Origin of the sequence: Nostoc sp. C110 (assembly GCF_043099725.1) — a bacterium.
Lineage (GTDB): Bacteria > Cyanobacteriota > Cyanobacteriia > Cyanobacteriales > Nostocaceae > Nostoc > Nostoc muscorum_A.
This window is the reverse complement of the sequence record NZ_CP171148.1, coordinates 4,065,913-4,079,381: the sequence shown is the minus strand read 5'-3', so window position 1 is coordinate 4,079,381 and position 13,469 is coordinate 4,065,913. Positions and strand designations below refer to the sequence as shown.

Annotated in this window: 11 protein-coding genes; 5 read left to right on the top strand and 6 right to left on the bottom strand. The window is 40.8% G+C overall.

The genetic code is table 11. From position 1 onward, the window contains the following. Positions 1-247 precede the first annotated feature (247 nt). Entirely contained in the window at positions 248-403 is a 156-nt protein-coding gene (locus tag ACFFRD_RS22905; RefSeq protein WP_392477628.1) for an XRE family transcriptional regulator, read from the bottom strand. A gap of 546 nt (positions 404-949) precedes the next feature. Between ACFFRD_RS22905 and ACFFRD_RS22900 the strand changes: the two genes are divergently transcribed. Next, positions 950-1,318, top strand: coding sequence for a hypothetical protein (locus ACFFRD_RS22900; protein WP_256874379.1), 369 nt, complete (start codon positions 950-952; stop codon positions 1,316-1,318). A gap of 125 nt (positions 1,319-1,443) precedes the next feature. Here ACFFRD_RS22900 and ACFFRD_RS22895 read toward each other — a convergent pair whose 3' ends face one another. Beyond that, positions 1,444-2,370, bottom strand: coding sequence for a phosphodiester glycosidase family protein (locus ACFFRD_RS22895; protein ID WP_392477626.1), 927 nt, complete (start codon positions 2,368-2,370; stop codon positions 1,444-1,446). An 85-nt stretch (positions 2,371-2,455) separates the two neighbouring features. Continuing rightward, positions 2,456-3,718 (bottom strand): DUF4912 domain-containing protein, encoded by a 1,263-nt coding sequence (locus tag ACFFRD_RS22890; RefSeq protein ID WP_392477624.1) that lies wholly within the window; start codon positions 3,716-3,718, stop codon positions 2,456-2,458. A gap of 596 nt (positions 3,719-4,314) precedes the next feature. Between ACFFRD_RS22890 and ACFFRD_RS22885 the strand changes: the two genes are divergently transcribed. The 4 genes from ACFFRD_RS22885 (at position 4,315) to ACFFRD_RS22870 (ending at position 10,833) form a co-directional block, all read left to right on the top strand. Next, on the top strand, positions 4,315-7,665 hold the full coding sequence (locus ACFFRD_RS22885; RefSeq protein ID WP_392477623.1) for a PAS domain-containing protein: 3,351 nt from the start codon (positions 4,315-4,317) through the stop codon (positions 7,663-7,665). 349 nt (positions 7,666-8,014) lie between these two features. Further along, entirely contained in the window at positions 8,015-8,479 is a 465-nt protein-coding gene (locus ACFFRD_RS22880) for a response regulator (RefSeq protein ID WP_392483146.1), read from the top strand. Next, on the top strand, positions 8,445-10,334 hold the full coding sequence (locus ACFFRD_RS22875; protein WP_392477621.1) for a response regulator: 1,890 nt from the start codon (positions 8,445-8,447) through the stop codon (positions 10,332-10,334). The genes ACFFRD_RS22880 and ACFFRD_RS22875 overlap by 35 nt, the downstream gene beginning before the upstream one ends. Before the next feature lie 115 nt (positions 10,335-10,449). After that, positions 10,450-10,833 carry a nuclear transport factor 2 family protein gene (locus ACFFRD_RS22870; protein WP_114082468.1) on the top strand — a complete coding sequence of 128 codons (384 nt, stop codon included), beginning with the start codon at positions 10,450-10,452 and terminating at the stop codon, positions 10,831-10,833. 61 nt (positions 10,834-10,894) lie between these two features. Here the strand turns inward: ACFFRD_RS22870 and pyrR are convergent, their stop codons facing one another. The 3 genes from pyrR to ACFFRD_RS22855 all read right to left on the bottom strand — a co-directional run bounded on the left by pyrR (position 10,895) and on the right by ACFFRD_RS22855 (position 13,279). Then, entirely contained in the window at positions 10,895-11,431 is a 537-nt protein-coding gene (gene pyrR, locus ACFFRD_RS22865; RefSeq protein WP_114082469.1) for a bifunctional pyr operon transcriptional regulator/uracil phosphoribosyltransferase PyrR, read from the bottom strand. Between the two features lie 63 nt (positions 11,432-11,494). Beyond that, complete coding sequence (gene cbiB, locus ACFFRD_RS22860) at positions 11,495-12,466, bottom strand: adenosylcobinamide-phosphate synthase CbiB (RefSeq protein WP_392477619.1); 972 nt, start codon at positions 12,464-12,466, stop codon at positions 11,495-11,497. A 372-nt stretch (positions 12,467-12,838) separates the two neighbouring features. Then, complete coding sequence (locus ACFFRD_RS22855) at positions 12,839-13,279, bottom strand: Rrf2 family transcriptional regulator (protein ID WP_012409421.1); 441 nt, start codon at positions 13,277-13,279, stop codon at positions 12,839-12,841. Positions 13,280-13,469: the final 190 nt, after the last annotated feature.

The window sequence follows — 13,469 nt, the reverse complement described above, 5'->3', positions numbered from 1 at the left end:
AATACAGGTTCTGCCGTGACTTTTCAAAGCATTGAAATCGTCTTGTAGGGCAAGTTGCTGTTTTGGCTCTCTTCTATTGTTAACTTTATATGACTGATATTCCAAGCTATCAAGCAAGGTCAGTTCTTATTCAGAACTCACAATGCCGACTCCTCTTTTCGGGAGTCTATTTTCTTAAGAATTTAACCTCGTTCACTTAACTCCTTGAGTAGATTATTAATTCGCTGTATTCTTAAGAGATAAGGTCTTACATCTCCATTTCCCAAGGGTTAATTATTAGGAAAGTAACACTAAATCCGGCAGCAAACTTTTCTTTAGACATATTTAACTCTTGCCACAGGGCACGAATTAGTTTGCCAATATTAGGTTGCTTTGCCACAAGTTGGCTTACACTACGAGTCATATATATTAAGGTTCATAAAGCACCATATATTAACAATTTTTACGACAAAATGTTATTTTGCGTCTACTACTCTTGAGATAGAGATTGTGAACTCAAATCAGAGCATCACAACATTACCATAACTTTAATTTATCGTTTTAAGAAATAAGACTATTTGATTTTATTCTATAAGTCGCTTTATCCTGAAATCAGTAGAGATTTGAACTTTACAAGACTTACACAAACAATACTGAAAATCTTTCTTTTCAGTATGGGCAATTTATGTAGACGCATACTCTTAAGTCGAAGCAAGCTACGCGGAGTGTCTGTCTGCGACACGTTGCGCGTTTGCGTAGCCTCCCGCAGGGAACCTAGAGAAGCAGATACTTTACGAGTTCTCCAACAGACTACCCGCAACGTATTATCCCTATAGCGTGTAGTTTTGCGTATGAGATAAAAGTAGGTGTCTTGCCAAAATTTAAATACCAAACTAACGCTAAATTTACCAAAAAAATTTTGGTGTACTTATCTTTAAACTTTGATAAAACAAATAAGGAGAATAGCTAAATGCTAGATCAGCAGATTGATTGCCCCAGCAGACCCAAGACAAGCGCAATGATCATGAAACTTTTCCAAATCACTCTAGTAGTCTTAGTACTTTTAATCAACTTAGTAATTGCTTTCCCTTCTTGGGCAGAAAAAACGCCTTCTTCAAATAACAATCCTGACTATTTTCAAGTAGGGCAAAAAGTCATTTGGCTTTACAAGGCTCGTGCAGATTCTAGCGATGTCCAAAGGATTCCCGCCGAAGTAGTTCAGTTAAGTTCTAAGCAAGTACAAATCAAGGTATACAAACATAACCACGAATTTGTCAATCGTTGGGTAAATCCAAATAAGCTTGAGAATTTGAAAAAAGTCAAAGAGTCAGTATTTTAAAGTTTAGCTATATGGAAGTAAACCTACTACAGCACGACGTAAATCCATCTATCATCTCAACTAACAATAGAGGTAGGGGTAATTCATGAATTACCCCTACCAAGGTTAATAATTTTAAACTCTATTTATTTTTTATAGATCAAAAACACTGAACCAATTGGCCCAAGATTTTCTACATAAGTTTTCTGGTTATAATACAATCCTGGAGACATACCTCCATCAAATAAAATTCCTTCTTGAATATTACCTAAACAGTTATTGTTAGCAATGCCTTGTAAGACATTATCAAACATATCTGGCAGTAACTCTTGATTAAGTTGAGATAATTCAATCTCTGAATTAGCTTTCAAGTCATTAACTAATAGTATTACATAGCCTTGAGTAGTGATAGCTGCCAGAGAGCGATTAGTTGCATTTTTACAAGCAAATTCTCCCAAATCTTGACAAATATCTTTAAACTTACCCTGACGATAGAATCTGCCATTACCGCCTACTAAATTGTAATTGAGAATATCGTTTTTTCTTCTACCAGCTTGGATAGTAGCCTGCCTCTGGTTAGGTGTACCTCCTGATATCCCAAAGGAAGAACGCTTGTTTTTAAACGCTCCTGAATATTCTATACCACGAGAGACATTTAAACCTTGTGGCTTATTATCAGTATCTATGTAGTCGGCATTAATTGCGGCAATGGGTAGCTGTCCGTTCAATTTGGCATTCTCATCGCCGATGAGTTCATGAAACTGTTTTGGAATGTATTCTTTACGCAGCTTACCTCTGGTATCTTTGGCGTAGAGTTTATGAGATAGACCGAGATTAACTTTGAAATCTAATTCTGCTGATTTGGGATTAAAAATAATCACATTGTTAATACCTCTGGAATTTTTTTTACCTTGATTATTGGTTTTAAAAAAATCAATACTGAATTTAGGGTTTTTGCCAGGGCAAGTTTTAGATGCTTTGGGGACTGGATTTGCTTCAATCTGTTGACAACCTGATAACAAGCTTGCACCAATTATCGAGATAAATAACAAAAATAATTTTTTGGTTGACATAATAATACAAAAAAACCGCTACAGAATTACTATAGCGGGGAATAATTTAAAATTTCAGTCTGAAATTAATCTGAATAACTACAACTTAAGAGAACCATTCTAAAACAGCTTCTTCTTTAGTGTTAGTATTCCGAGATGGTGTCTCACGATTAAATTTCATCTGAATTGACCGAGTTTGCTCACCATCCGCAGCTACAGCCAGAATTGGATAGTCAATTAAACCATCTTGGAAGGACATTTGGAAGCGGAATGTCCCATCTGGATTTAGCTGAATTGGACGGCCACCAATGGTTACGGTAGCGTCGGGTTCGGTTGCACCGTAAACTATCAATTCAGCATCGGCAATTAACCAGAACTGGCGGGGACGCACTGGAACGGCGGAAGCGGAGAAGCCAACACCTGACATTCCTGCACCGGAAGCGGTTAAGCCTGAGACGGTGGGAACTGCCCACATACCCACACCAGATGGGAAAATGTAGGAACTAAGGGCTTGTTCAGGACGCGCTGAACCTGGTACTTGATGCTGAGAACCGAAGATAGAACCAGCAACTCGTAGCGCTTCGGCAGATTCGGCTAAACCAAAGATTTGATCGTAGATAGGATTGCCGTTAGTGTTTACACCACCATTGGCGGTAGCTGTAGCTGCAATCTTCTTGGCTGGGGGAACTAGTTCGTACTGAGTCTTACCGCGCAAATCTTCTTCAAAGTTGACAGTGATGAAGACATCTTCAATCCAGTCTGAAGGATAGACGGGGGGAATGTGTACTCTAGCAGAACGAGCTAGTACTAACCAGCGACCATCAGCAGCACGATAGCCGATATCTATCACATAATCGCGATCGCTAACTGGAACTGGTAGATACCATTCTCTAGCTAGTTCATCAGCAGGATATTCTTGAATGCTGTGAGGGCTTTGGTATTCGATATTGATGTCGGTAACATCATAAATCCGTAGTGCGAGTTGTTGTCCACCTTGGCGGCGTAGTTCCTCTTTATGTTCATTGGGGATATCCCAGTAAGTGTAAGCCCACTGTGGATCGCGTGGTAAGAGGACAATCCGGCTTTCACCATAGCCAGAAGGCAAATCTGCGAGTCCTTCATCAACATCAGCTAGAGATCCACCTGTACGATCTTCCTGACCTAATTCAAACTTAGCAGCTTCCACGGTTTCCTGTGCCTCCAATGAACGAGATGGACTGAGCAAAGTTTTGCTTCGCTGGACTTCTAAAATTGATGCCAGCAATTGTGATTTACGCATTCGGCTATAGCGAGAGATGCTATATTCGCTGGCAACTTTTCGTAGTTGCCGTAAGGTCATCTCCTCTAGGGGGGGGCGTTCTTTTGCCATTAATTTGGCCTCCAGTAGTGTAAGCGGTAAATGATTTCCCCTGGTTAAAGAATGCTATATAAAAGGTCATCCACATCCAGATGAATTTCTTATTCCTGACTCCTGGTTTTGCCCAGTTTTAAGTTTTTTAATCTGTTTTTAAATTGAGGTAACTTCTAAAATTCCTGGTTATGCCAAAATTAGCATTTCTTTGGGATCGAAGAAGTTCTGTTTGTTAAGTCAATATTAACCACTAAGCATATCTAGGGATCAAGTGGTTTCTATAGCTTTTTTGACTATATTACGAATTTATAAGCTTTTCTGGGATCACAATGTCATGAAAACATAACATTGGTAGCTAGCACAGTGTTGCTCGCTGGCACAAATATCAATATTCCATGACATTTAGCTGTGGGGAAGGGGCAAGGGGGAATTTAACCCAGCTTGTTGAAGTAGCGGACTCAAACCCATCTTCCGGTTCCATAGCAGGAGTCATTTTCCTCTTCCCCCTGCTCCCCTGCCCCCCTGCCCCCTGTCCCCTCGCTACAATCAGTTGACATCCTCCCAGTAATGCGAAAAAGTGAAATGAAGGGCGATCGCTCCCAGGATAAACTCAAATGAATAACCTGATTCTGGTTGTAGACGACGACAATTTTATGCGAATGCGTCTGTGTAAGCAATTGACAGATGCAGGGTATCAGGTGGAAGAAGCAAGTAACGGGCTAGAGGCGATCGCTATTTATACTCGCCTCCAACCAGATATAGTACTGTTGGATATTATGATGCCGGTGATGGATGGGTTTAGTTGCTGCGCTCAACTGCAAGCACTTTCCAACGGCAAAAACACACCAGTGTTAATGATTTCTGCTTTTTCCGATCAGGCAACCGTAGATAAAGCCTTTGCTTGGGGTGCAACTGACTTTATTACTAAGCCGATTCAATGGCCAATATTACATCTAAGATTGCGCCGTCTTTTGGAAGCTAATCATGCCATACAGGAATTAAGACAGCAAGCTACACAGGCACAATTGCGGGAAGTCGAACTCAGGATAGCATTAGATGCTGCTCGTATGGGCATCTGCAACTGGGATCTGTTGACGAACAAAATTACTTGCTCAGATAATCTGGAAGCAATTTTTGGCTTAGAGAAAGGCACTTTCAACTACACATATCAAGCTTTTCTCCACTGCATTCATCCCCACGATCGCGATTTCGTCAGGCGATCGCATCAGCAAGCTGTTGAGGATAAAGCCAAATATGAAATTGAATTTCGAGTTATTTTACCCGATGGGAAAATTCGTTTTTTAGCAAACCAAGGAGTTGTCGTTGTAGATAAGTCTGGTACATCTGTGCAAATATCTGGGGTATACATGGATATCACCAAGCGCAAGCAAGCGGAGGAGGCGCTAGAAGTTCATGCTAACCAGCAAGCAATAGTGGCAGAACTCAGTCAAATGGCTCTAGCTGGTACAGATTTGACTACACTGATGAACTCATCTGTAACAATCGTCGCCCAATGTCTCAAAGTTGAGTTTTGCAAAATTTTGGAACTCCTGCCAGACGCTTGTAGATTGCTGTTACGCGCCGGAGTCGGTTGGCAACCTGGACTTGTGGGAAAGGCGACTGTTAGTGCGGGGATAAATTCTCAAGCTGGCTACACCCTACTTTCCAACGAACCAGTGATTGTTGATGATCTCCGTGCCGAAACACGATTCAATGGGCCACCACTGCTACATGAGCATCAAGTAGTGAGCGGCATTAGCGTAGTGATTCATGGCAAAGAGCGACCTTTTGGTGTCTTTGGGGCACACACAACCAGACACCACATTTTTACCAAAGATGACATTTCTTTTCTCCAAGCTGTTGCCAATGTTATAGCTACAGCCATTGAGCGCCAACGGGTGGAAGAGGCACTCAAAGAAAGCGAAGAACGCTGCCAGTTAGCCGTGCAGGGCAATAATGATGGCATTTGGGACTGGAACGTTAAAAATAATCAAGTATATTTCTCAATTCGCTGGAAAGAAATGTTGGGTTACGCAGAACATGAAATTTCCAATCATTTAGACGAATGGGCAACACGAGTACATCCAGATGATATTGGATTTGTCAGAGAAGCGATCGCCGATCACTTTGCTAAGATTACCCCGTTTTTTATCAGCGAACATCGAGTCCGGTGCAAAGATGACACCTATAAATGGGTTTTGGATCGCGGTCAGGCAGTGTGGGATGAAGATGGTAATGTTGTGCGGATGACAAGTTGTCATACAGATATCACTGAACGGAAACTGGCAGAAGAACAACTGCGTCAGAGCGAAGAACGTTTCCAAATAGTCGCCCGTGCTACCAACGATCTTTTATGGGACTGGGATTTGCTGACTGATGAGGTGTGGTGGAATCAAGCTTTAGAAAAACTTCTGGGTTACTCGAAAGAGCAAATAACATTTACTGCTAATTGGTGGTATGAACATATACATCCAGACGACAGGCAGAGAATCGCCTCCCAAGCGCGGACACTGATAGATAGCGGTGAAAAATTCTGGTCAAATGAATACCGTTTTCGTCGCAGCGATGGTTCTTATGCCTATATGTTCGATCGCGGTTATGTCGTTCATGACCAAACAGGTAAACCAGTGCGGATGATGGGCGCGATGATGGATATAAGCGAACGGCAAGCTGTACTGCGCGATCGCGATCGTGCCCAAGCAGCATTAGAACTCCAAAATTTGCGATCGCAACTATTCGCTAATATCACCCTAAAAATTCGTCAGTCTTTACAAATCGATGAAATTCTGCAAACCAGTGTCAAAGAAGTGCAAAAGCTACTGCTTGCTGACCGAGTATTAATCTTGCGCCTACAGCCAAATGGCTCTTTCATAGCGGTTCAAGAGGCAATAGTTCCTGGTTTACCTGTTGTGCTGGGGGAGCAAATTCTCGACCCTTGCTTTCGCGATGATTATATTGAGCAGTACCGCCAAGGACGAATTAATGTCATTAACGATATCAAAGAAGCTGATATCCAACCTTGCCACGTCGAATTACTGGAACGATTTGCCGTTAAAGCCAACCTTGTAGTCCCGATTTTCCTCAAAAATCAGCTGTGGGGACTGCTAATTGCCCATCAGTGCGCCCATCCCCGCCAGTGGACTAGCTGGGAAATTGAACTTTTACGACAGCTAGCAGATCAAATAGGCATTGCCTCAACTCAGAGCCTCATCCTAGAACAAGAAACTCGGCACAGAGAAGAACTCACGCGTTCTAATGAAGAACTAAAACAATTTGCATTTGTCGCCTCCCACGATTTGCAAGAGCCACTGCGTAAAATTAAAACTTTTGGCGATCGGCTCAAAAGCACCTGTGGCGACACCTTAAGCGAACAAGGACGTGACTATCTAGAACGAATGCAGAATGCTGCATCAAGAATGCAGATATTAATTGAAGACTTGTTAACACTTTCACGAGTTACTACCAGAGCGCAACCTTTTGTATCAGTAAATCTGACAAAGATTGCCCATGAGGTATTATCTGATTTAGAAATTTATGTGCAGCAAACTGGAGGAAGTGTAGAAATAGGACAGTTACCCACCATTCAAGCTGATCCTATACAGATGCGTCAATTGTTGCAAAATCTAATTGGTAACGCCCTCAAATTCCATCGCCCACAAATACCACCAGTTATCAAAATCTATAGTAAGATATTAAACAATCAAGCAGATAACATATCTAGTAATTCTGAATTTTGCCAAATCATCGTAGAAGATAATGGGATTGGTTTTGAAGAAAAATATCTCGACCGGATTTTTAATGTTTTTCAACGTTTGCATAGCAGCATTGAATACGAAGGCACTGGTATAGGTTTAGCGATTTGCCGAAAAATAATTGAGCGTCATCATGGACATCTCACAGCCCAAAGCAAACCTGGGCAAGGAGCAAAATTTACAATCATATTGTCAATTAATTCCCATTCTTGATTTTTATTCCTAGAGAGGGATTAATAATAAATCTCAAAATTAGCTTAATTGTACAATTGCCACTCGTAATTTGTAGGACTGATGTATTGTACAAATCAACCGTAATGTTAATTATTAATAAGATTCGATTATTTCAGGCTATTGACTACCACCACAGCTATTTGTTGTTAGACATCGCCTTCTATTAGCAAAGAAATAAAACTTTCAGATCCTAAACAAATAAATTGCATAAGTAATGATTTTTGTCAACGGAAGAGTTACCATCTATGCCAGCTTAATAACTTGATTCATAATAAATTACTGCAAAGGAGACGATGTGGAGGGTCGAAAAAGAAATCTCACCATCTTAATGGCTGATGACGATGAAGACGATGGCATCTTGGTTCGTGAGGCATTGGCAGAGAGTCAATTGCCAATTGAACTATACATCGTGAGTAATGGTGAAGAGTTGATGGATTATTTGTACCATCGTGGTCAATATGTAAACAGGAGCAATTTACCGCATCCTGGTTTGATTTTATTAGATTTGAATATACCGAGAATTAACGGTCTTGAGGCACTCAAACAGATAAAATCTGACCCCCAACTGCGGCAAATTCCAGTTGTAATACTGACAACATCACGAAGAGAAGAAGATATATATAATACTTACCATTTAGGTGCGAACTCCTTCATCATTAAGCCAGCGCCTTTTGCCTCATTAGTCGAGATCATGGACACTCTAGTCAAATACTGGTTTGAAATCGTGAAACTACCACTAGAAGCAGTGGGAGAAAAACATGGACAACAGCCCTATCAAAGTTTTGTTCATTGATGATGACGAAGATGACTATATTTTGACTCGTTACTGGTTCAGTGAATTTCAGGTAGCAGACTGCGAGTTGGAGTGGGTAAATAATTATGAAGCAGCAAGAAATGCGATCGCTCACCACCAACATGACGTTTATCTTGTAGACTACCGTTTGGGGCCACACAATGGACTGGAACTTTTGCGCGAAGCAATTGCCAACGGCTGTTCTTCTCCCATAATTTTACTAACTGGTCAGGGCGACTGGGAAATAGATATCGAAGCGATGAAAGCCGGAGCCGCAGATTATCTTGAAAAAAGCCAGTTGACTGCACCTTTGTTAGAGCGTTCTATCCGCTACGCCATCGAGCGCAAACAGACAGAACAGAAAATCCGCGAACAAGCCGCTTTACTAGATGTTGCCACCGATGCAATTTTTGTGCGTGATTTAGACGATAAAATTTTATTTTGGAACAAAGCTGCTGAGAGTCTGTACGGTTGGAAAAAAGAAGAAGTAATTAATAAGAAGACACGATCTCTCTGGCATGAAAAATATCCGTCTAAAGTTCAAGAAGCACTCAGTGTTTTGATGAAAAATGGCTCTTGGGAGGGCGAATTACAGCAAAAAACAAAAGCAGGTAAAGAAATTATTGTCGAAAGCCGTTGGACACTAGTGCATGAATTCGGCAATAAAGCACAATCTTTTCTCGTTGTTAACACTGATATCACACAAAAAAAACAACTTGAAGCGCAATTTCTCCGCGCCCAGCGATTGGAAAGCATTGGTACTTTAGCCAGTGGTATCGCCCACGACTTAAATAATATTCTTGCGCCCATTTTGATGACAGCACAACTGTTAGAGGCACAAGTCCATGATGAGCGTTCTCGGCGACTGTTGCCAATATTGATTACAAACACTAAACGCGGGGCAAATTTAGTCAAGCAAGTATTATCTTTTACTCGCGGGCTTGAAGGCGATCGCACAATATTACAATTAAAGCATTTAATAATAGAAATTCAGCAAATAATTAGAGAAACATTTCCCAAATCCATTGAAGTTTCCACTCAAATTTCGCAACATCTTTGGACTGTATCTGGTGATGCCACCCAACTGCATCAGGTACTGATGAATTTATGTGTTAATGCTCGTGACGCTATGCCAAATGGTGGAACTTTGAAAATTTCGGCGGAAAATCTCTTAATTGATGAAAATTACGCCAAGATGCATATCGAAGCTCAAGTTGGTCATCATGTCGTTATTACTGTTACTGATACAGGAATTGGGATTAAATCAGAAATATTAGATCGCATATTTGATCCATTTTTTACTACCAAAAGACTCAATAAAGGTACTGGTCTTGGTCTTTCTACAGTCCTTGGCATTATTAAAAGCCACGGCGGTTTTATCAACGTATGTAGCGAACAGAGAAAAGGTAGCCAATTTAAAGTATATTTGCCAGCACAAGAAGCGGCGGAAACTATAGAAGAAGAAGACCAAAGACTACCTTCAGGACAAGGAGAATTAATTTTAGTTGTAGATGATGAGGCTGCCATTCGAGACGTGACAAAAACATCCTTAGAAAGCCATAATTACAAAGCAATGACAGCTAGTGATGGCATTGAAGCAATAGCCTTATATGCAGAACATCGAGATGAAATATCTCTTGTCTTGACTGATATGGTCATGCCGTCTATGGATGGAATAACTACTATCCGCACCCTGCGAAAAATTAACCCAGATGTCAAAATTATTGCCGTCAGCGGACTAACTTCGACTGATAAAGTTAATACAGCCTATGATATGGGTATTAAAGCCTTTTTATCCAAGCCTTATACAGCTAGTCAATTACTGCAAATTATTAGCACAGTTCAAAAGATTTAGGAATTGCAAATTGGGCATGGGGCATTGGGCATTACTAATTTATTTGTCAAACTTGAGAGTTATAATTTAGTGAATCCTAACTTCTAACTTCTAACTCCTAACTATTAAATTCCCCATGACAAAGGATGAAGTCTTAGCGGCTAATGCAGCTTTTTATCGAGCTTTTGAAAGAAAAGATATTGAGATAATGAGTGCCGTATGGTCACAAGGAACTGGTAGTTTTTGTATTCATCCTGGAAGTAATATACTACGAGGTTGGAAGGAGATTCGCATCTCTTGGGAGCAGATATTTAAAAACACCGCTTATATCGAAATAAACACAGATATAATTGCTACAGAAATAGTTGACAATATTGCTTATGTTGTGCTGAGAGAAAATGTATTCCAAGTAGTAGCTGGCAGAAGACTTGAAGCACAATCAACAGCTACAAATATATTTCACTTTCTTAGTGGAAAGTGGTATTTAGTTCATCATCATGGCAGTCCAGTTTTGCGTTAAGGAATGGGGAATGGGGAAGAGTTTTGCAATGACTCAATGACAAATGACAAATGACTAATGACTAATGACTAATCAACTCTACTGCATCTCGTCCATCGTAATTTTGTAAGTAAACTTTCACAACTTCCTCTTTAGCAGTAGGTAACTTCTTTCCAATAAAATCTGGGTGGATTGGTAATTCTCGATGGCCCCTGTCTACTAACACGGCTAAACGAATCACCTCTGGTCTACCGTAATCGTTGACTGCATTCAAAGCAGCGCGAATTGTCCGTCCTTTAAAAATCACATCATCCACGAGTACAACCGTTTTCCCCGTCAGGTCAAAAGGAATTTCACTTTTCGTTGGAGTCCGCAACCCAATCTTGTCGAGGTCATCTCGATAAAATGTAATATCCAAAGCGCCAACTGACACAGCTACACCTTCCAGCGTCTCAATCTGACGCGCCAACAATTCGGCTAATAACGCACCCCTGGTATAAATACCAAGAAGCACCAGTTGAGACAAATCACGTGTCCTTTCCACAATTTGAGAGGCGAGGCGAGTTAAGGTACGACGGATTTCTTCGGATGAGAGAATTTCAACGACTTTGGCAGACATAGGGAATAATAAGTTAGGAATGATGAGTTAAAAGTTAGAAGTTTTTATTCTTAACTCCTAAATTTACTTGTTTGGGAGTATTAAGAATATTGCGATCGCTATGCCTAACCATAGCAAAAAACAATATCGAGTTAACTGCAAAGCATTTTGAATAGACGTTGCAGTAATGGGATAAATAGCATCTCCTAGCAGTGGTTTGTACTTAGCTACCCCACGATACCAATTTGTACCTCCCATCTGCACACCCAAAAAAGCAGCATAGACACACTCACTCCAGCCAGAATTGGGACTAGGATCGTTAATTGCATCCCGACGACAAATTCGCCAAACCTGCATTGGTTTACCCGATAACAGCGCCAGAGTCACGACTGTTAACCGACAAGGTAGCCAAGTTAAATAATCTTCTAACCGCGCACAAAACCATCCCAAATAAGTATAGGGTGCTTCTCGGTAGCCCACCATTGAATCAAGGGTACTGCTGGCTTTGTATGCTAAAGCTAAGGGAGTTGGCCCCACAATTGGCACAAAGACACCAACAATTGCATAAAAAAGCGGAGCCATGACTCCATCTGTAGCATTTTCTGCAACCGTTTCTAAAACGGCTCGCAAAATTTCTGCTTGTGAGAGGTTTTGGGTATCTCGACCAACGTAATTACTTAAAATCTTTCGAGCTTTCTCCAAATCTCCTGCTGTTAAAGGTTGTAAAACAGCCACTGCTGCGGTTCGCAAACTTCTACCAGCAAAACAACTAGCTAAAAGAATGAAATCAATTGCAATTCCCAACCACGGATGAACCCATCTAGCACTTTGAATAATCAAAAAACCAACAAGACCGCTACCAATTATTAAAATAATCCCTAGTACAATTCCAGCTAGGCGTTGTGTAAGAGGATTTTTACACAATTGGAGAAAAAATTTGCTTAGGCGAGAAATTACCCACCCCATAATTTGTACTGGATGAGGCCAATCCCAAGGATCGCCAATTAAGTAATCTAAAAATGCAGCAATTATTAAAATATAGACGCTATCAGTCATAAGTCACGAGTCAAGGGTCAATCAATTTTGGATTTTGGGTTACATCTTTAGTTCGCTTCCAGAGCAACTTGGATTTTAGATTGACCCCGACCACGTTAACGTAGCCGTACAAAATCCAAGTACTTGGCTCTGATGGTGCAGCGTTAGCGGTAGCGTACTCCTGCGGGGAAGGAAGCTACGCGCAGCATCTTGTAGAGAGGAATGAGCATCCATAGAAGCGTCGGATTTGAAATTGAGGATTTTCGATTTGTTCCCCTCACGAAAGCGTTGCGGGACGAATTACCGGGTGGGGTATCAACCAAAAAATCTAAAATTCCTATTCAATATTTAAACTATTGACCGGAGGCAGAGCGTCTCCGGCTCCGCTCTTGGCTAAACCACAAAACTAGCTTCTTCCCCAAGGGAAGCTTGCCAACTACGAGCATCGTAATAAAGGTCTGCCAGAGTAATACTGTACAAAGCTTCTTTGAGTTTTTGGTTGAGTCTTTGCCAAAGGCTAAATGTTACCCAATCTTCAGCTTGTGTAGGTGCTGGGGTGTGATGAGGTAAATGGCTAGTCTCGCCAACTGCTTCTAAAATTTGTCCTATAGATATTTGTGCAGGCTCTCTTGCCAATTGGTATCCGCCGATGCTGCCACGAATTGATTTAACTATTGATGCACGACGCATTTCTATTAGTAGTTTTTCGAGATAAGGAGCAGGGATATCTTGACGTTTAGCGATCGCTCTTACAGATACAGGCCCATATTTTGGCTGTAAACTCAAATCTAGCAACGCCTTTACACTATAGTGTCCTCTGGTAGTTAATTTCATTTTGGCAAGCTTTGTTATTTATCCTTTGTCATTTGTCCTTTGTAAATAACCAATAACCAACGACCAATAACTAAGGATCAGTTTTACTTATCATTCTGTAACTCAATTATCATCCTCAGCAAATAAACAACCTTTTGAGCGTTAGTTTAGAAAACTTAAACAAGTATAGTTTAGCAGTGATTTACAAACT

Excerpts from the sequence above, each read along its gene's own strand:
- ACFFRD_RS22905 (WP_392477628.1), bottom strand. The coding sequence starts at position 403 with ATGACTCGTAGTGTAAGCCAACTTGTGGCAAAGCAACCTAATATTGGC.
- ACFFRD_RS22890 (WP_392477624.1), bottom strand. The coding sequence starts at position 3,718 with ATGGCAAAAGAACGCCCCCCCCTAGAGGAGATGACCTTACGGCAACTA.
- ACFFRD_RS22885 (WP_392477623.1), top strand. The coding sequence starts at position 4,315 with ATGAATAACCTGATTCTGGTTGTAGACGACGACAATTTTATGCGAATG.
- ACFFRD_RS22855 (WP_012409421.1), bottom strand. The coding sequence starts at position 13,279 with ATGAAATTAACTACCAGAGGACACTATAGTGTAAAGGCGTTGCTAGAT.
- cbiB (WP_392477619.1), bottom strand. The coding sequence starts at position 12,466 with ATGACTGATAGCGTCTATATTTTAATAATTGCTGCATTTTTAGATTAC.
- ACFFRD_RS22895 (WP_392477626.1), bottom strand. The coding sequence starts at position 2,370 with ATGTCAACCAAAAAATTATTTTTGTTATTTATCTCGATAATTGGTGCA.
- ACFFRD_RS22900 (WP_256874379.1), top strand. The coding sequence starts at position 950 with ATGCTAGATCAGCAGATTGATTGCCCCAGCAGACCCAAGACAAGCGCA.
- ACFFRD_RS22875 (WP_392477621.1), top strand. The coding sequence starts at position 8,445 with ATGGACAACAGCCCTATCAAAGTTTTGTTCATTGATGATGACGAAGAT.
- pyrR (WP_114082469.1), bottom strand. The coding sequence starts at position 11,431 with ATGTCTGCCAAAGTCGTTGAAATTCTCTCATCCGAAGAAATCCGTCGT.
- ACFFRD_RS22870 (WP_114082468.1), top strand. The coding sequence starts at position 10,450 with ATGACAAAGGATGAAGTCTTAGCGGCTAATGCAGCTTTTTATCGAGCT.
- ACFFRD_RS22880 (WP_392483146.1), top strand. The coding sequence starts at position 8,015 with ATGGCTGATGACGATGAAGACGATGGCATCTTGGTTCGTGAGGCATTG.